This window comes from Methylobacterium sp. CM6246 (genome assembly GCF_054818005.1).
In genome coordinates this window covers 5,754,416-5,771,428 of record NZ_JBTXKY010000001.1, presented here as the reverse complement: position 1 = coordinate 5,771,428, position 17,013 = coordinate 5,754,416, and the positions used below count along the sequence as shown (strand labels likewise).

Sequence of the window (17,013 nt, the reverse complement as noted above, 5' to 3'; positions counted from 1 at the left end):
GGCTTGCAGAGCCGCGATCCCGCAGCGCGGGCCGGGCTTCCTCTGATGACACGGATGTCCAAGATGGGTGCGAGGCCCGGACCATTCAACGGCCAAGCCTCCGAGTGCAAATCAGGGCGTGTCCGATCCGCCTTGCCGACCCCGCGACCTCAGGATGAGGGGCGGGATGGGGAGGTCCCACTTCCGGAGCCGCCTTCCGACCGGGATCCGAAGTTCGGAAGAATCCTCAGCGCGGGCGCGCCTCGATCAGCGCGGAATCCAGCAGAAAACTGCCGTCGCCCTCGATGCTGAAGTGCTCTGTGACCTCGACGGGTGCCGAGCCCTGAAGGGCGCGGATCGCCGCGACGTTGTCCTCCGGCGTGCGCATCCGGGCAATCCAGCTCGCGAATTCCATCCGCGGCCGGTAGGCTCGCGTGACGCCCAGGACGAGGCCGGCCGCCTCCAGCATCGCGCGCCATTCCGAGACCCGGTAGTCGCGCACATGAGAGGGATCGCGCAGCAACTCCACCGCCTGGAGGTGGGTGTCGAGCAGGGGCTCCTCCGGCGCGACGATATCGCAGACCACGAACAGGCCGTCCGGCTTCAGCACCCGGCGCGCCTCCGCCAGGGCGGCCGGAACGTCGCGCCAATGGTGGGCGCTGTAGCGGGTCAGCACCGCGTCGAAGGCGGCGTCCGGGAAAGGCAGCGCCTCGGCGGCGCCCTGGCGGGTCTCGATCCCGTCGAGGCCGCGCCGCTCGGCCTCGGCGGTGACCGCCGCCAGCATCTCGGAGGAGAGATCGTAGGCCGTGACCGAAGCCCCCGCCGCCGCCGCCGCGAACGCCACGTGGCCGCCGCCGCAGCCGAGATCGAGCACGCCCGCGCCCGGCAGCCCGCGAACCAGAGCGCCGATCCGGTCCAGGTCGGCGCCGGCGGCGTGGACCGCGCTCGTCACGTAGGCCAAGGCTTGGGCGCCGAACTGATCGACGACGTGGCCGGAATGGGTGCGCGTGCTCATCACGGGTTCCTCAGCTCGGCAGCGGCGCCAGGCGCGAGAGCCGAATCGCGATGGCGAGGGCCAGACCGTAGAGGGTGCCCACGAACAGCACCACGCCGGTCCAGCCGGAATGCGCGAAGAACCAGCCGCCCGCGGTGCCGAGCACCGACGACCCCAGGTAGTACAGGCACAGGTAGATCGAGGAGGCCTGGGCCCGGTCGCGGAGCGCCCGCCGGCCGACCCAGCTGCTCGCCACCGAATGCGCGCCGAAGAAGCCGATCGTCACGACGACGATCCCGGCGACGATCACCAGCAGGTTGTCCGCCTGCGTCATCAGGATCCCGGCCAGCCCGACCCCGGTGGCGAGCCATAGCACCCGCCGCCGGCCGAACCGGCTCGCCAGCTCGCCCGTGACCGGGCTGCTGACCATGCCGGCGACGTAGACGGAGAAGATCAGGCCGATCACCGTCTGGCTCAGGGAGAACGGCGGATCGAGCAGGCGGAAGCCGATGTAATTGTAGATGCAGACGAAGCCGCCCATCAGCAGGAACGCCTCTGCGAACAGCCACGGCAGCCCGGCATCGCGGAAATGGTGGCCGAAGGAGCCCGGCACGTCGCGCCAGGCCATCCGGCGCGGCACGAAGTTGCGGGCCGGCGGCAGCCAGCGCCAGAAAGCCAGCGCCGCGACGAGGGCCAGGCCGCCGATTGTGGCGAGCCCGATCCGCCAGTTCATGTGGTCGGCCATCACGCCGCTGATCAGCCGGCCGGACATGCCCCCCAGCGCGTTGCCGCCGACCAGGAGCCCCATCGACAGGCCGATCGCCTGCGTGTCCATCTCCTCGGCGAGATAGGCCATCGCCACCGCGGGCAGGCCGCTCGCGGTCAAGCCGGACAGCGCCCGCAGGATCAGGAACCCATGCCAGCCCGGGATCAGGGCGGCCACGATGGTCAGCACTGCGGAGGCGAATAGGGAGGCGAGCATCACCGGCTTGCGGCCCCAGATCTCCGAGAGCGGGCTCACCACCAGAAGCGCCACCGCCAGCAGCCCGCAGGGCAGCGACAAGGCGAGGCTGCTCTCGGCCGGCGAGACGCCGAACGCATCCGAAAAGATCGGCAGCAGCGGCTGCACCGCGTAGAGCACCGCGAAGGTCGAGAACCCGGCCGCCGCCAGCGCCAGCGCGGTGCGGCGGAACACTGGCGTACCCGACCGGATCAGCCGCCCGTCGTCGTCGCTCTCCATGAACCGTCCCGCGCCGCCACCTTCGCCCGGTGGTGGGACGCATGAGCCATGACGTCAACCGCGGCGGACGCATTGCTCTGGCCCGCCGCGGTCAGTGTCGTCAGTCCGCTCAGCGTGGCGGTGGCGCGCCCTGCGGCGTTCCCTGCTGTAGCAGCGGCGTGATCCGCCGGACTGTGACGCGACGGTTCTCCCGGGCCGCGTTCTGCGTGTTCACCTTCAGGTACTGCTCGCCGTAGCCCTGTGTGGTCAGGTTCTCCGGCGGAACCTGGAACTGCTGGGTCAGCACCGTCGCCACCGACTGCGCCCGGCGGTCCGACAGGGACAGGTTGTCGATGTCGGACCCCACCGCGTCGGTGTAACCCTCGATCAAGAAGACCTCCTGCGGGTTGGCGCGGATCGCCCGGTTGATCGCCGCGGCGATCACCGACAGCCGGGCCGCCTGGTCCGGCGTCACCGTGAACGAAGCCGTGTCGAAGGTGATCGTGTCGATGTCGACCGAGCGCATCCGCGCGCGCAGATCCGGGCTGTAGCGGACCTGGTCCAGGGTGTAGCGCCGGTCCACGGCGACCACAGGCGGGGCCGTCAGCGCCTCGTAGACCGCACCCTCGTCCGCCTGCTCGTACTCCACCACGTAGCGGCCGCGGGGGATGCGGATGTCGGGGGGCGGCAGCACGACCACGTCGTCGTAGATCGGGCGCGGCGGGCCGGCGTAGCTGTTGTCGATGATCACCACCTCGCGGCCGTCGCGGAAGCGGCGATAGCGGCGCAGCATCCGCCCGTCATCGTCCGTGACGGTGACGATCTGCTCGCCGCCCGGCCGGTCGATGAAGCTGTAGAAGTCGGCACCGCGCCGCTCGGAGCGGAAGCCGCGTGGGTCGATGTCCCGGAACCGCTCGTTCTCGTCGTGGCGGATCAGGTAGCCGTCGCGGTCGCGGACGATGATGCGGCCGGGCTCCCGGTAATAGGTGCGACCGCCCTCGCTGAATTCCCGCCGGTCGCGCCGGACCTGGTCGTAGTCGCGCACGTCGTCGTCCGCACGGAAGCCGCCGGGGACGTAGCCGGGCTGGCCCGGCGCGTTGAACACGCCGCGCGCCGCCGGACCGCCAGCGGGCGGCTGGCCCCGTTGCGCACCGGGGGGCGGGGGCGGGACAGGCGCATCCGGCGCCTGTCCGGGGGGCTGCACGGGACGGCCGGGTACCCCCGGCGCCATGTTGGGCGGCACCGGGCGCCCCGGCTCCGCGCCGGGCTGCGGCTGGGCACCGGGCTGCTGGGCATCGAGGCGCTGCACCGGACGTCCGGGTAAGCCGGGCGCCATATTGGGTGGCGCAGGGCGTCCGGGCTCGGCGCCGGGCTGTGCATCCGGGCGCTGGACCGGACGTCCCGGCACGCCGGGCGCAGCGTTGGGCGGCGGCGGTGACGCGCTGGGCCCGGCAGGACGTTGTGGCGGGGCCTCGCGATCGGGAGCGGCCTCGTGGCGCTGCGCAGGCGCGTCCGGCGCGCCGCCAGGGGTGACGCGGTCCTGATCCGGGCCACGGCGATTGCGATCCGGGCCGCGCTGCGGTTGCTCCGTCGCGTCCGGCGCCGGACGATCCTGATCCCGTGTGCGGCGGTCCTGATCGGGCCCGCGCTGCGGCTGCACCGGACGCTCGGGATCCCCCCTCTGCGCGGGCGACGGATCGCGCTGCGCGGGCGGCCGGTCGGGATTGCCGCGGTCCGGCCCGGGGCGATCGGGTGCGCGCCGCTGGTCCGGCGCCGGACGCTCGGGTGCCACTCGGTCCCGGCCGTCAGGCTGGCGATCCGGCTGCCGCTCCTGCGCGGGTGGCCGGGGCGCGGGCCGCTGCTCGGGGGCACGCTCCCGCGGGGGCGGCTCGGCCTGGGGCTGCCGCTGGGCCGGCGGCTCGGGACGCTCGCGCGGCGGTGGAGCGCGTTCAGGACGCGGCTCGGGGTGCTCGCGCGCGGCGGGCAGCGGGCCGGGCGGCGGGGCCGGACGCTCCTGCGGCGGACGCTCGGGCCGCGGACCGCCATGAGGCGGTTCGCCGCCGCCGCGCGGGCCGCGCTCGTCCGGGCCGCGCTCGGCTGGGCCACCTTGGGCCAGGAGCATCGGGCTCGGGGATGCGCCCGCGGGCTGCGTCAGGGTCAGGCCTGGGAGCACCGTGCCGGTGAGGAGGATCAGTCGCAGCAGCCGCATCGGAACCTCGTATCGGATCGAGCCGACCCGAACCCGATGCGCGGCGTATGGTTCCGCCCCGGCCGCTCAAGACTCCGTCAGGGCGTGAGGCGCTGGGGCACCGCGATCATGTCCGGGGCGATGATCCGCACCGCCACGTGGTCGGGCTTGGCGACACTCGGCTGAGCCGCGGCGGCCTTGCCGCCCGCCGCCCCGGCGCCCATTTCGACCCCGGCCCGGCCGGCCGCGTCGGCGGCGAGTTCGGCCGCGGTCCGGTCGGCCCGGCCGACCAGGGTCAGGCGCACCTTGGGACGCGACAGGGCCTCGGCCTGCATGGGCGTGACGAAGATGTCGCCCTTGTGCCGCACCAGCATGCTCTCGGCCTTCACCAGGGACTGCGCCCAGGTCTGGTTCTGAGGTTTGCAGGAGCAGTTCGGGACGAATTCCTTGCGGAACTTGAACGCGTTGGCGAGGCTCGCATAGGCGCGGCTGCCCTTCACCGAGGCGGCGTGTTTCAGCGCCTCGTCGCCGTACGGCATGGAGTAGGCCTGCGCCTCGGTGCCGGGGCAGAGCGCCTGGCACATCTCGTCCGCGCCGCCGCGCCCCTCGGGCAGGTTGCGCATCGGGAAGAAGCCGCCGTCGCAGGTGCGCACGCAGACCATCTGCGGGCCGCCCTTGGCGTAGCTCTCTCCGCTGGCCGCATAGGTTTCCCGGGCCGGACAGTTGGCGGCGACCAGGCCCTGCAGCTCGCGCTTGCGGGCGCCGCTGTCGTCGAACAACGCGCCGCCATAGGTGGCCTTGAGCGCGCGGATGCGCTGCTCGACGGCGCCGCACTGGGGCGGGCGCGTGTCGAAGAACAGGAACTTGCCGCCCTCGCAGTTCAGCCCGCGGAAATAGGCTTCCAGCCGCCCGATCTCGTCGTTGAGCGCCCGGGTCGTGCTGGCACCGGTCTGGACGGAGGCGAGCTCGGCCCGGTAGCGCCGGCAGGCGGGCGACGGCAGCTGCGGTGCGCCGGGCCGCGGCTCGCTGAATGCGGGTGGACCGGCCTGCGCATCCTGCGCCCGGGCTGTGTCGAGGCTGAGGGACAATCCGCATGCCAGCGCCGCGCTCAAGATGAGGCGGCCGAGCGAACGGACGATCGGGCGGTCAAGCATCGGCTGCATCGCGTGATCGGGAATGCCGTGGTCCCCTCGGTTGGGCGCTGTTTGCCCCGGCCTCGGGACCGAAGCAGCTTGACTGTACGCCCCCTCGTCAGGCGACGACAGCCCTCCTACATCCGGGTGGCAAGCTTGGGCAGGGAATTGATCCGTGATGTGGTTTCGGAGTCTCACCTATGTTGGGTTGGTTGCCCTCGGCCTCTCCGCGGCGGGGCCGGCCTCGGCTCAGGAACCGGACCGGATCTTCTCCAAATCCACGGTCTGGCGGCCGCTGACGCCCAACGACAAGCTCGTGGTCTACGGCATCGACGACCCGGCCGTGTCGGGGGTCGCCTGCTGGTACACGCAGCCGGAGAAGGGCGGCATCAAGGGAACGCTCGGCCTCGCTGAGGACGTCTCCGACATCTCGCTGGCCTGCCGCCAGACCGGGCCGATCGCCTTCAAGGGCAAGCTGAGCCAGGGCGAGGTCGTGTTCAGCGAGCGGCGTTCGCTGATCTTCAAGTCGATGCAGATCGTGCGCGGCTGTGATGCCCAGCGCAACACGCTGATCTACATGGTTTATTCCGATAAGGTCGTGCAGGGTTCGCCGAAGAACTCGACCTCGGCGGTGCCGCTGGCGCCCTGGGGCACGGAGCCCGCGCCGAAATGCTCGGAGTTCGTTAAAGGCTGACGACGGCCCGCCGGGGCGCCGTTCAGTCCCGGCAGGTGATGCGGATCGGGCGCTCGGTCGGCGTCGAGATCGGCTGCTCGATGGCGCCGGTATATTCGTCGGCGGCCGCGATCCCGAACGTGTTGGCGGCGGCATAGCCCTGCGCTTCGCACCACGCGTTGGCGACCACCTGGCCGCACTCGCTGCCGGGGGTCGTCAGGCAATCGCCGACGCCGTAGCCGTCGCTCGACGGGATCAGGAAAGTCTTCTCGACATGGGCCGGCACCTTGGCGGGCGTCTCGCCGTCGCTGCCGGCGAACGCGCTCTGCGCCAGGCCGGCCGTGGCCAGGGCGGCAGCGATGACGAAGGTACCAACGGCCGTGCGTCGCATGGATCGTCCTTGGGCACAGGATCTTGAGGTTGCGGAGCTTGGTCCGGACGGTCCGACGGCGGGGTTAAGGAAGGCTTACCCGCCGCTTGCGCGGACCATCTCGAATTCCTCACGCTTTTGCGTTAGCCCCATCGGGCGGGCGGCACCGTCGCCGCAGTGCAACAGCGAAGCGCCGCGGCGGTACCGGAGCCGTCACGGTTCGGCCGCTCTTCGCGTCGCAGCGCCCGCAGGTCGTTGAAGGCAGGGCCGGTTTTCCGGCGACGGCGCGGCGCCGGGATTCGGCCGCGGCGCCGGAAGGGGATGAGTTTCATGGCGCCGATGTTGCGGCTCTACAACACGCTCAGCGGTGCCAAGGAGGCGTTCGCGCCGATCGATCCCGCCCATGTGCGGATGTATGCCTGCGGCCCGACCGTCTACGACGCGGCCCATATCGGCAACGCGCGCCCGATCATCGTCTTCGACCTGCTGTTCCGCTTGCTGCGCCACCTCTACGGGCCGGGCCACGTCACCTATGCGCGCAACGTCACGGACGTGGACGACAAGATCAACGCCCGCGCGGCCGAGCGCGGCATCACCATCCGTGAACTCACCGATGGCACGCTCGCGCAGTTCCACCGGGATATCGGCGACCTCGGCGTCCTCGGGCCCGAGGATGTGAACGCTCCGGGCGCGCCGCCCCGCTTCATCGAGCCCCGCGCCACCGATCACATCGCCGAGATGCGCACGATGATCGACGCGCTGGTGGCCGGAGGGCACGCCTACGTGGCGGAGGGGCACGTGCTGTTCGACGTCCCCGCCATGCCCGAGTACGGCCGTCTCTCGAAGCGGCCCCTCGACGAGATGGAGGCCGGCGCCCGGGTCGAGGTCGCGCCCTACAAGCGCTCGCCCCTCGACTTCGTGCTGTGGAAGCCGTCGAAGCCCGGCGAGCCGTCCTGGCCGTCACCCGCCGGCATCGCCGAGCCCGGTCGGCCCGGCTGGCACATCGAGTGCTCCGCGATGTCGGCCAAGCACCTCGGCAAAACCTTCGACATCCACGCCGGCGGCATCGACTTGATCTTCCCCCACCACGAGAACGAGGTGGCGCAGTCCCGCTGCTGCTTCGGGACGCCCGTGATGGCCAATGTCTGGCTGCACAACGGCTTCCTGCAGGTGGAGGGGGAGAAGATGTCCAAATCGCTGGGCAACTTCATCACCATCCGCGACGTGCTGAACGACTGGCCGGGCGAGGTCGTGCGCCTGACCATGCTCAGGACGCACTACCGGCAGCCGATCGACTGGACCCTGCGCGGGCTCGAGGAATCGAGCCGCGTGCTCGACCGCTGGTACAACGCGGCCGGGGATGCTCCGGCCGCCGAGACCGCCCCGGGCACGGTGGTCGAGGCGCTCTGCGACGACCTCAACACCCCGGCGGCGATCAACGCGCTGCACGGACTGACCGACGACGCAGCCGCCCTGCGGGCCGGCGCGCACCTGTTCGGTCTGCTCGCCCGCACCCGCAGCGCCCGCGAGCACGATCAGGTCGCGGCGTCCGGGGTCGACGTACCCGCCGTCGAGGCGCTCATCGCTCAGCGCAAGGCAGCCCGGGCCGCCAAGGACTGGCCCGCCTCCGACCGCGCCCGGGACGCCCTCGCCGCGATGGGGGTGTCCGTGAAGGACAACAAGGACGGCACAAGCACCTGGACCGTGGCGCGCTGACCGCCGCGTCCTTGGGGAAGCCGCGTCCGAGCATCGAATGATTTCCGCGGTTTGGCAGGCGCCCTGAGGTTCAAGCCTTCACCCCGTCATCCGGGGCTCGCCTGCGGCGCCCCGGAACGACGGGGCGATTGAAAGCGTCGCCGGCGGTCATCCTGGCGGCAGGGCCCGTTCGAGGCATCGCGATCGGTCGCTGAAAAAGCCAGTGACGCGATGACCTTGGCCGCGTCCTCTCGCCCGCTTGCACCAATTGCGTGTTCGCGCATCTGTGGTTGTGGGGCTGGGGGCAGAAGGGTCGCGCGTGACGGCATTCAGGATTATCGGAGCGGGTCTCGCATTGGCGGTCGGGCTCGGCCTCGCCGGGCCGGCCGACGCCATCGACGGCGGGGCGCCGGCGGGACGGGATGCGCTGGCGCAGGCCACCGTCGCCATCGGCACCATCACCCAGCCCGAGGAGGCGCTGAGGCTCACGCGCTGCACCGGGATCCTGATCGCCCCGGACCTCGTGCTCACCGCGGCGCATTGCGTGAACGGCGATCCGCTCGGCGCCCTCGTGGTGTTCTTCCGCGGCACCGAGCCGGCGCGTCCGGTCTACGGCGCCCGGGTCGCGGCCCGCTACAGCCCCGATCCCGGTGAGATGCTGCCGAACGCGGCGCCCGACGTGAGCCTCGCCGACCTGTCCCTCGACCTCGCGGTCCTGCGCCTGACCGAGCCGGTGCGCGATCGGCGCCCGGTGCCGCTCGCGGCCGATCCCCGGCGCCTGCCCAAGAGCCTGCGGATCGCGGGGGCCGGCCTGTCCGGGCGGGGTGTCGGGCGCCTGCGCACCGCGACCCTGACGCCGGTCGCGGCCAGCAACACCGGCCTGACCATCGCCCGGGCGAACGGCGCCCGGATCTGCTTCGGCGATTCCGGCGGCCCGGTCGTCGCGCAGGATCGCGGCGGGACCTATGTCTGGGGTGTCGCCAGCGCTGTGATCACCCGGACCGCGCCGTGCGGCGGCTACGTCGTGGTGGCGCCGGCCGCCCAGGTCTTCTCCGCGACCGGGGTCCGGTAGGCCCCAAAAAGCGAAAACCCCGCGCGGCCGAGCCGCACGGGGTTTTTCGAACGAGGCGGTGATCCGGGAGGATCAGACCGCCATGCGCTCCTCGGCGTCCATCGGCTCGCGCAGCACGTAGCCGCGGCCCCAGACGGTCTCGATGTAGTTCTTGCCCTGGCTGGCGTTGGCGAGCTTCTTGCGCAGCTTGCAGATGAACACGTCGATGATCTTCAGCTCGGGCTCGTCCATGCCGCCGTAGAGATGGTTGAGGAACATCTCCTTGGTGAGCGTCGTGCCCTTCCGCAGCGAGAGGAGTTCCAGCATCTGGTACTCCTTGCCGGTGAGGTGCACCCGGGCGCCGCCGACCTCGACGGTCTTCTGGTCGAGGTTCACGATCAGGTCGGCGGTGGTGATCACCGACTGGGCGTGGCCCTTCGACCGGCGCACGATGGCGTGGATGCGGGCGACCAGCTCGTCCTTGTGGAACGGCTTGGTGAGGTAGTCGTCGGCCCCGAAGCCCAGACCCTTCACCTTGTCCTCGATCCCGGCCATGCCGGAGAGGATCAGGATCGGCGTCTTCACCTTCGCCACGCGCAGGTTGCGCAGCACCTCGTAGCCCGACATGTCGGGCAGGTTCAAGTCGAGGAGGATGATGTCGTAATCGTAGAGCTTGCCGAGGTCTATGCCTTCTTCGCCAAGGTCGGTCGTATAGGTGTTGAAGTTCTCGGACTTGAGCATCAACTCGATGCTCTGCGCTGTCGCGCTATCGTCCTCGATCAGAAGTACCCGCATCGTCGGTCCCCAGCCCTGCCGGCCGCATCAGCGCGCAGACACGTCCCCACCGACACCCGCCACCGGCCTGTGGACGGGCGCTCCGTCGCTCTTGACGTGGAACGCTATGGATTAATCGTTAACAAAACCTGATTCCCACCCGCAAGCGTCTCGTTCATCGAGCCCCGAGCTTGGCGGGAGGAACCAGGTCCCTCCACCCCCGCCCGGGGCCGCGATTCCGCTCCGATTGCGACCGGTCCGCCCACGCGCTTGGACGTAAGTGTCTCCCCCGTAACGAATCGGTCCCGGCTGTGACCCTGCGGCCACAGACGCACGACTTCGTGAAGTCCGGCTGGCGCCGGAGCCCGGACCGAGCCGCTACGAGCCCGATGACCGCAGTGTTAAGGAGGCCGGTAAACGAAGCGTTGAGAGCCACGCCGATGACACAGGATCCGGCAAGGTCCGTTACCAGTCTCGCCGCGGCCCAGGCGGCCCTCGACCGCGTCGAGGTGCTGGAGACGTTCGGCCGGGTCGTGGCGATCCGCGGCCTCCTGGTCGAGGTCGCCGGCCCGGTGGCGGCCATGCGGCTCGGCGGCCGGATCGACGTGGAGGGCGCCAACGGCCTCGGGCTGGTGCCGTGCGAGATCATCGGTTTCCAGGGTGACCGCGCGCTGGCGATGCCGTTCGGGTCCCTGGAGGGCGTCCGCCGGGGCTGCCCCGCCTACGTGCGCGACGAATCGGCCGGAGCCATCCGGCCCTGCGGCGCCTGGCTCGGCCGGGTGGTCGACGCCCTCGGCCGACCCGTGGACGGGCTCGGACCCCTGCCGCAGGGGCCGGATGTCTACTCCCTGCGCGCCGACCCGCCCCCCGCCCATGCCCGCACCCGGGTCGGCGGCCCGCTGGATCTCGGGGTCCGGTGCATCAACACCTTCCTGACCATGTGCGCCGGCCAGCGGATGGGCATCTTCGCCGGCTCCGGCGTCGGCAAGTCGGTGCTGCTGTCGATGCTCGCCCGCTACACCGCCGCCGACGTGGCGGTGATCGGCCTCGTGGGCGAGCGCGGCCGCGAGGTGCAGGAGTTCCTGCAGGACGATCTCGGCGCCGCCGGCCTCGCCCGCTCGGTGGTGGTGGTGGCGACCTCCGACGAGCCGGCGCTCATGCGCCGCAACGCCGCCTACGTGACCCTCTCGGTGGCCGAGCACTTCCGCGACCAGGGCGCGAAGGTGCTGTGCATGATCGATTCGATCACCCGCTTCGCCATGGCCCAGCGCGACATCGGCCTCGCGGCGGGCGAGCCGCCCACGGCCAAGGGCTACACCCCGACCGTCTTCTCCGAGCTGCCGCGCCTGCTGGAGCGTGCGGGACCCGGGGTCGGCCTCGGCACGATCTCGGCGCTGTTCACCGTGCTCGTCGAGGGCGACGACCACAACGAGCCGGTGGCGGATGCGGTCCGCGGCATCCTGGACGGGCACATCGTCATGGAACGGGCCATCGCCGAGCGCGGGCGCTATCCGGCGATCAACGTGCTGCGCTCGGTCTCCCGCACCATGCCGCGTTCCTGCGATCCGGCCTACCTGCCGGTGGTGCGCCGGGCCCGTCGGGTGCTCTCCACCTACGCCGACATGGAGGAGCTGATCCGCCTGGGCGCCTACCGGGCGGGCTCGTCCCAGGAGGTCGACGAGGCCGTGGCGCTCATGCCTCAGCTTGAGGCTTTTCTGGGGCAGGGTAAGGAAGAAGCAACGTCCATCGGCGATGGTTACGCACGGCTTAGCCAGATCGTCGGCATAGCCTAGGCATCATGCAGCGAAGCGGTAACCGCTTGGGTGTATTCGATGATGCGGAACTAGGGTCTGAGCAGGTTCGCGTTCGCGATCCTGTTTGGGGCACGGGCCGGGCATGGTCCTTGGCGCGGCCCTGAGCGTTGCGTGGAGTGAGCGTCCCAATGAAATCGCGTGACACGCTGATCCGGCTGCGCCGCTTCCAAGTTGACGAGAAGCGCCGGCGTGTGACCCAGATCGAGATGATGATGGCGGACTTCCAGCGCATGGCGGTGGAACTCGACCGCGAGGTCGCCGTCGAGGAAGCGCGCGCCGGCATCACCGATGTCGGGCATTTCGCCTACCCGACCTACGCCCGCGCCGCCGCCGGCCGCCGGGACAACATGCGCCAGTCCGCTCAGGCGCTCGAAGGCCAGCTGGCCGAGGCCAAGGCCGAGCTCGGAGAGGCGTTCGAGGAACTCAAGAAGGTCGAGATCCTGAACGACCGCGAGCGGACTGCCGAGCGCGCCGCGGAGGCGATCCGGGACCAGGCCGCCATGGACGGGATCGGGCTCAACCGCGCCCGGGGCTGACGCGCTCGCCGGCTGCTCGCGCACCCACGCGTTGCATCCTCTTCGGCGGCTCGACCGCAGGGTCCGCGTGTGATGTGCCGGCAACGCGGCACGAAACCGTCACGATCACCTGACAAGGGAAATCGGGATGGCCTCGATCCGCTTGCGGCGCGTTGCATGGCGGCGCATCAGGGGCTCTCCCCGGGGCGTCGGTGTACATGAAGAAGCTCAGCGATTTCATCTGGCCGTTGATCGGCCTCGCAGCGGTCGTGATATCGGGCTACTTCCTCTATCAAGAGTTGAAGACGACGTCGCTGGCGGCGATCTGGTCCGCAATCCTGGCGATCCCGCCGCACCGGATCCTGCTCGCAGCGCTCTCGACCCTCGTGGCTTACGCCGCGCTCGCCTGGTACGACCGGATCGCGTTGCTGCACCTCGGCGTCAACCACATCTCGTGGTTGTTCGTGTCCCTCTGCTCCTTCACCACCTACGCGCTCTCGCATAACATCGGCGCCTCGGTGTTTTCCGGCGCCCTGGTGCGCTACCGGGCCTACACAGCCAAGGGCCTCTCGGCCGCGCAGGTCGCCGTGCTGGTGGCCCTGTGCTCCTTCACCTTCTTCCTCGGCACGATCCTGCTCGGCGGCTTCACCCTGGTGGTGGATCCTCACCTGCTGACGCGCCTCGAGGGCCGGCTCCCCGGCTTCCTCACCGACCCCAAGACCGCCCTGGTGGTCGGCTTCGGCATGCTGGGCTTCGTGGCCCTGTACGTGCTCGGCTCGATCCTGCACATGCGGCCGCTGCACATCCGCTCGTTCAAACTGGAATATCCCCGGCCCGGCATCATGGCCCGCCAGCTGCTGGCGGCACCGCTGGAGCTTCTGGGCGCGGCCGGCATCATCTACTTCGCGCTGCCGGATGCGATGAACCCCGGCTTCATCCCGGTGCTCGCGATCTTCCTGGCCTCGTTCTCGGTGGCGCTCGCCTCGCATGCCCCCGGCGGCCTCGGCGTGTTCGAGATCGTGTTCATCACCGCGATGCACATCACCGACGACGCCCAGAAGGACGCGATCATCGCGGCGGTGATCATCTTCCGGATCTTCTACTTCTGGATCCCGGCGCTGATCTCGGTGATCGTCGTGGTGCTCTTCGAGCGCTCCCGCCTCGCCGCCGCCATCGGCTCGCCGACCGCGGTGCCTTCGACCGTGCCGGAGCCCCCAGTGGTCGTGCCCGGGCTCGACGCGCACGAGCTGGAGCGCGAGCTGAAGCAGAAGGCGGTCTGAGGCGGAGAAGCTGGTTGGGCTGGCGCGGCAGGACGTCTGCCGTGGACGTTTCGCGGGGGCTCGGGTGATGTCCCGAGCCAATGCGGCGACGCCTGCCGGATAAGCCACCGTGTCATTCCGGGGCGCCGGAGGCGAGCCCGGAATCCAGAGGCGCCGGCCGTGCAAGGTCTTGATCCGTCGACGATTATGGATCCCGGGCTCCGCTTCGCGGCCCCGGGATGACAAGGTGGGCGCCGCGTCGTTAGCCCAACTCCAAACCCCTTGAGCGACGGGTCATGCACGTTGAGCCTGCCTTGAGCAGGCCATCGACGCCGCCCCCTCAGATCGAGCCCACGGTGCGCAGCCGCGCCCGCGGGTGGATCTCGGCCTGGCTCATCACCGGGGTCTCCCGGCGGAAGCGCTCGATGATCGAGCGCACGAACGGCCGGGATTGCGCCGAGGTCACCAGCACCGGCATCTCGCCCTGGCGGGCCGCGGCCTCGAAGCGGTCGCGGACCGCGGTGACGAACTCGCTGAGCTTCGAGGGCTGCATCGCCAGGTAGCGCTCCTCGCGCTCGCCCACGATCGATTCCATGAAGGCCTGCTCCCAGGCGGGCGACAGGGTGATGATCGGCAGGGTGCTGTTCTGGTCCTGGTACTGGGCGCAGATCTGCCGGCCGAGCCGGGCGCGGACATGTTCGACCACGTCGCGCGGGTTCTTCACCGCGCCGGCCACCTCCGCGATGCCCTCCACGATCGCCCCGAGGTCGCGGATCGACACGCGCTCGGAGAGCAGGAACTGCAGCACCCGCTGCACGCCGGTGGTCGAGATCTGCGAGGGCATGATCTCCTTGAGCAGCTCGGCGTGCTCTTTCGGCAGCTCGCGCAGCAGCTTCGAGACCTCGACGTGGTTGAGCAGCTCGGAGACGTGCGCCTTGATCAACTCGGTGAGGTGGGTCGAGACCACGGTGGCGGCGTCCACCACCGTGTAGCCCTTGAGCTGCGCCTGATCGCGCAGGGACGCGTCGATCCAGGTCGCCGGCAGGCCGAAGGTGGGCTCCAGCATGTGCTGGCCGGGCAGCTGAACCTGGCCGCCCATCGGGTCCATGGCCATGAACTGGCCCGGGAAGATCCGGCCGGTGCCGGCCTCGATCTCCTTGACCCGCACCACGTAGGAGTTGGCATCGAGCTGGACGTTGTCGAGGATGCGGACCGAGGGCATCACGAAGCCGAGTTCCGCCGCGAGCTGGCGGCGCAGGGCCTTGATCTGATCCGTGAGCCGGTCCTGGCCTTCGCCGTTGACCAGGGCGAGCAGCGCGTAGCCCATCTCGAGCTTCAGGTCGTCGAGCTTCAGGAGGTCGGTGACGGTCTCCTCCTTGGCAGTGGCCGCGGCCGCGACGGCCTTGGCGTCCATCGGGACGCCCTCCGCGTCGAGCGGCGGGGCCTCGTTGGCCGTCTTGTTGGTGCGCCACGCGGCGTAGCCCGCCCCGCCGCCGAGCAGCAGGAACGGCAGCATCGGCATGCCGGGCAGGAGCGCGATCAGGAACATGACGGCCGCCGACATGCCCAGCGCCTTGGGGTAATGTGCGAGCTGCTTGCCCAGCGCCTTGTCGGCCGACCCTTTCACGCCCGCCTTCGACACCAGGATGCCGGCCGCGGTCGAGACGATCAGGGCCGGGACCTGGCTGGCCAGCCCGTCGCCGATGGTGAGCAGGGTGTAGCTCTTGGCTGCGTCGCCGAAGCTCATACCCTGCTGCGCCACGCCGATGACGATGCCGCCGACCACGTTGATGAACGTGATCAGCAGGGCCGCCACCGCGTCGCCGCGCACGAATTTCGAGGCGCCGTCCATGGCACCGAAGAACGACGATTCCTCTTCGAGGGCGGAGCGGCGGGCCTTGGCCACCTTCTCGTCGATCAGGCCGGCCGAGAGGTCGGCGTCGATCGCCATCTGCTTGCCGGGCATCGCGTCGAGGGTGAAGCGCGCCGCGACCTCGGCGATGCGCCCCGAGCCCTTCGTGATGACCACGAAGTTCACGATGATCAGGATCGCGAACACGATGATCCCGATGACGAAGTTGCCGCCCATCACGAAGTTGCCGAACGCCTCGATGACGTGGCCGGCCGCCGCCGTCCCTTCGTGGCCGTGGCCCAGGATCAGGCGGGTCGAGGCGAGGTTCAGCGCCAGCCGCAGCATCGTGGCGATCAGCAGCAGCGTCGGGAAGACGGTGAATTCCAGCGGGTTGTCGATCGACAGGCCGGTCATCATGATCAGCACGGAGGTGATGATCGAGACCGCCAGCAGCAGGTCCAGCAGCACCGCCGGCAACGGGAAGATCAGCACCGCCAGGATGCCCATGACGCCGGTGGCGAACATGAGGTCCGAGCGCTTGGACAGCGCGTGGAGGTCGCCGCGGGTGGGCAGCGCGAGTTGGCTCAGGACCGACGATGCAGCCCCGCCGAAAGACCCGCCCTTGACCGGCGCGCTCGCCGACTCCGCCATCGTGCTCGATCCATCCCGCGTGCCCGCGGGGAATCCCGGGAGCGCACCCGGCAAGATCTGCCGAGCGGATGGTTAGCGCGCCGTTAAGAAACCCCCAGGCCCAGGCGGGAACCCGCACTGCGTTCGCCACTTGATCGGGGGGCGATCAGATCGTCCCGGCGGTCGGGTGGGATGCCCGCTGCCGCGTCACGAAACCGGGCGGCAGCCCGCCGATCGAGAGAACGTCCATGGCCGCCCGCGTCCTCACCGCCCTGTTCGACGAGTACGATACCGCCACCACCGTGGTCGAACAGCTCGAGGCTGCGGGGATCCCGCATAGCGCCATCAGCATCCTGGCAAACCGCGCCGAGCCGGCCGTGCCCCGGGACGAGCCCTTCGGCGAACCCCAGCTCGACGTGGTCGACCCGGTGGATGCGGCCGGGACCGGCGCCACCGTCGGGACGGTCCTGGGCGGGGGCGCCGGGCTGCTGGCGGGGCTCGGGCTGCTGGCGATCCCCGGCCTCGGGCCGGTGGTCGCAGCGGGCTGGCTGGTGGCGGCCGCCGCGGGAGCCGGGGTCGGCGCCGCCGCCGGCGGGCTGATCGGTGGGCTCACGGGCGCCGGCCTCAGCGAGGACGAGGCCCAGACCTATGCCGAAGGCGTGCGCCGCGGCGGAACCCTCGTGACGGTGCAGGCCGAAGATCACCAGGCCGACCGGGTGATGGCGATCCTCGACCGCGGCGGCTCGATCGACCTCGACGAGCGCGCCGAAGGCTGGCGGGCCCAAGGTTGGACCGGCGACGCGTCCGCCAAGGCCGCCTCGGGCGCCTGAGCGCGCGACGCGCCCGATCCATGCCGAACCGGGCGCC

The 17,013-nt window shown here is 70.6% G+C and carries 14 protein-coding genes; 7 read left to right on the top strand and 7 right to left on the bottom strand.

Annotated elements, in window-relative coordinates; genetic code table 11:
* Positions 1–226: 226 nt before the first annotated feature.
* From ACYQPG_RS27860 to ACYQPG_RS27845, 4 genes are all read right to left on the bottom strand, one after another.
* Positions 227–994: a class I SAM-dependent methyltransferase gene (locus ACYQPG_RS27860; RefSeq protein WP_461232192.1), complete on the bottom strand. Its 768-nt coding sequence runs from the start codon at positions 992–994 to the stop codon at positions 227–229.
* A 10-nt stretch (positions 995–1,004) separates the two neighbouring features.
* Positions 1,005–2,213 (bottom strand): MFS transporter, encoded by a 1,209-nt coding sequence (locus tag ACYQPG_RS27855; RefSeq protein WP_147910621.1) that lies wholly within the window; start codon positions 2,211–2,213, stop codon positions 1,005–1,007.
* A gap of 109 nt (positions 2,214–2,322) precedes the next feature.
* The gene (locus ACYQPG_RS27850; protein WP_461232191.1) at positions 2,323–4,401 is read right to left on the bottom strand and encodes an OmpA family protein; all 2,079 of its coding nucleotides are present in this window, start codon (positions 4,399–4,401) and stop codon (positions 2,323–2,325) included.
* Between the two features lie 77 nt (positions 4,402–4,478).
* Complete coding sequence (locus ACYQPG_RS27845) at positions 4,479–5,534, bottom strand: DUF2865 domain-containing protein (RefSeq protein ID WP_461232190.1); 1,056 nt, start codon at positions 5,532–5,534, stop codon at positions 4,479–4,481.
* Between the two features lie 157 nt (positions 5,535–5,691).
* Here ACYQPG_RS27845 and ACYQPG_RS27840 point away from each other — a divergent pair, with 157 nt between their 5' ends.
* Complete coding sequence (locus ACYQPG_RS27840; protein ID WP_187193393.1) at positions 5,692–6,207, top strand: CreA family protein; 516 nt, start codon at positions 5,692–5,694, stop codon at positions 6,205–6,207.
* A gap of 22 nt (positions 6,208–6,229) precedes the next feature.
* On the opposite strand, the gene ACYQPG_RS27835 is transcribed toward ACYQPG_RS27840, so the two are convergent.
* Positions 6,230–6,577, bottom strand: a complete 348-nt coding sequence (locus tag ACYQPG_RS27835; RefSeq protein ID WP_461232189.1) for a hypothetical protein — start codon at positions 6,575–6,577, stop codon at positions 6,230–6,232.
* Positions 6,578–6,886: 309 nt separating this feature from the next.
* Between ACYQPG_RS27835 and cysS the strand changes: the two genes are divergently transcribed.
* Both cysS and ACYQPG_RS27825 read left to right on the top strand, forming a co-directional pair.
* Entirely contained in the window at positions 6,887–8,272 is a 1,386-nt protein-coding gene (cysS, locus tag ACYQPG_RS27830; protein WP_419830731.1) for a cysteine--tRNA ligase, read from the top strand.
* Positions 8,273–8,570: 298 nt separating this feature from the next.
* Entirely contained in the window at positions 8,571–9,323 is a 753-nt protein-coding gene (locus ACYQPG_RS27825) for a trypsin-like serine protease (protein WP_461232188.1), read from the top strand.
* 72 nt (positions 9,324–9,395) lie between these two features.
* Here ACYQPG_RS27825 and ctrA read toward each other — a convergent pair whose 3' ends face one another.
* Positions 9,396–10,097 carry a response regulator transcription factor CtrA gene (gene ctrA, locus ACYQPG_RS27820; RefSeq protein ID WP_147857559.1) on the bottom strand — a complete coding sequence of 234 codons (702 nt, stop codon included), beginning with the start codon at positions 10,095–10,097 and terminating at the stop codon, positions 9,396–9,398.
* Positions 10,098–10,516: 419 nt separating this feature from the next.
* Between ctrA and fliI the strand changes: the two genes are divergently transcribed.
* From fliI to ACYQPG_RS27805, 3 genes are all read left to right on the top strand, one after another.
* Entirely contained in the window at positions 10,517–11,869 is a 1,353-nt protein-coding gene (fliI, locus tag ACYQPG_RS27815; RefSeq protein WP_147940954.1) for a flagellar protein export ATPase FliI, read from the top strand.
* A 149-nt stretch (positions 11,870–12,018) separates the two neighbouring features.
* Positions 12,019–12,426: a flagellar export protein FliJ gene (gene fliJ / locus ACYQPG_RS27810; protein WP_007566480.1), complete on the top strand. Its 408-nt coding sequence runs from the start codon at positions 12,019–12,021 to the stop codon at positions 12,424–12,426.
* A gap of 197 nt (positions 12,427–12,623) precedes the next feature.
* On the top strand, positions 12,624–13,685 hold the full coding sequence (locus ACYQPG_RS27805; RefSeq protein ID WP_147909973.1) for a lysylphosphatidylglycerol synthase domain-containing protein: 1,062 nt from the start codon (positions 12,624–12,626) through the stop codon (positions 13,683–13,685).
* A 319-nt stretch (positions 13,686–14,004) separates the two neighbouring features.
* On the opposite strand, the gene flhA is transcribed toward ACYQPG_RS27805, so the two are convergent.
* Positions 14,005–16,167, bottom strand: coding sequence for a flagellar biosynthesis protein FlhA (gene flhA, locus ACYQPG_RS27800; protein ID WP_461232187.1), 2,163 nt, complete (start codon positions 16,165–16,167; stop codon positions 14,005–14,007).
* Positions 16,168–16,394: 227 nt separating this feature from the next.
* Here flhA and ACYQPG_RS27795 point away from each other — a divergent pair, with 227 nt between their 5' ends.
* The gene (locus ACYQPG_RS27795; RefSeq protein ID WP_147909971.1) at positions 16,395–16,976 is read left to right on the top strand and encodes a hypothetical protein; all 582 of its coding nucleotides are present in this window, start codon (positions 16,395–16,397) and stop codon (positions 16,974–16,976) included.
* The last annotated feature ends 37 nt before the right edge of the window (positions 16,977–17,013 follow it).

Excerpts from the sequence above, each read along its gene's own strand:
- ACYQPG_RS27850 (WP_461232191.1), bottom strand. The coding sequence starts at position 4,401 with ATGCGGCTGCTGCGACTGATCCTCCTCACCGGCACGGTGCTCCCAGGC.
- ACYQPG_RS27805 (WP_147909973.1), top strand. The coding sequence starts at position 12,624 with ATGAAGAAGCTCAGCGATTTCATCTGGCCGTTGATCGGCCTCGCAGCG.
- ACYQPG_RS27845 (WP_461232190.1), bottom strand. The coding sequence starts at position 5,534 with ATGCTTGACCGCCCGATCGTCCGTTCGCTCGGCCGCCTCATCTTGAGC.
- ACYQPG_RS27835 (WP_461232189.1), bottom strand. The coding sequence starts at position 6,577 with ATGCGACGCACGGCCGTTGGTACCTTCGTCATCGCTGCCGCCCTGGCC.
- ACYQPG_RS27855 (WP_147910621.1), bottom strand. The coding sequence starts at position 2,213 with ATGGAGAGCGACGACGACGGGCGGCTGATCCGGTCGGGTACGCCAGTG.
- ctrA (WP_147857559.1), bottom strand. The coding sequence starts at position 10,097 with ATGCGGGTACTTCTGATCGAGGACGATAGCGCGACAGCGCAGAGCATC.
- cysS (WP_419830731.1), top strand. The coding sequence starts at position 6,887 with ATGGCGCCGATGTTGCGGCTCTACAACACGCTCAGCGGTGCCAAGGAG.
- ACYQPG_RS27795 (WP_147909971.1), top strand. The coding sequence starts at position 16,395 with ATGGCCGCCCGCGTCCTCACCGCCCTGTTCGACGAGTACGATACCGCC.
- ACYQPG_RS27840 (WP_187193393.1), top strand. The coding sequence starts at position 5,692 with ATGTGGTTTCGGAGTCTCACCTATGTTGGGTTGGTTGCCCTCGGCCTC.
- fliJ (WP_007566480.1), top strand. The coding sequence starts at position 12,019 with ATGAAATCGCGTGACACGCTGATCCGGCTGCGCCGCTTCCAAGTTGAC.
- ACYQPG_RS27860 (WP_461232192.1), bottom strand. The coding sequence starts at position 994 with ATGAGCACGCGCACCCATTCCGGCCACGTCGTCGATCAGTTCGGCGCC.
- flhA (WP_461232187.1), bottom strand. The coding sequence starts at position 16,167 with ATGGCGGAGTCGGCGAGCGCGCCGGTCAAGGGCGGGTCTTTCGGCGGG.
- fliI (WP_147940954.1), top strand. The coding sequence starts at position 10,517 with ATGACACAGGATCCGGCAAGGTCCGTTACCAGTCTCGCCGCGGCCCAG.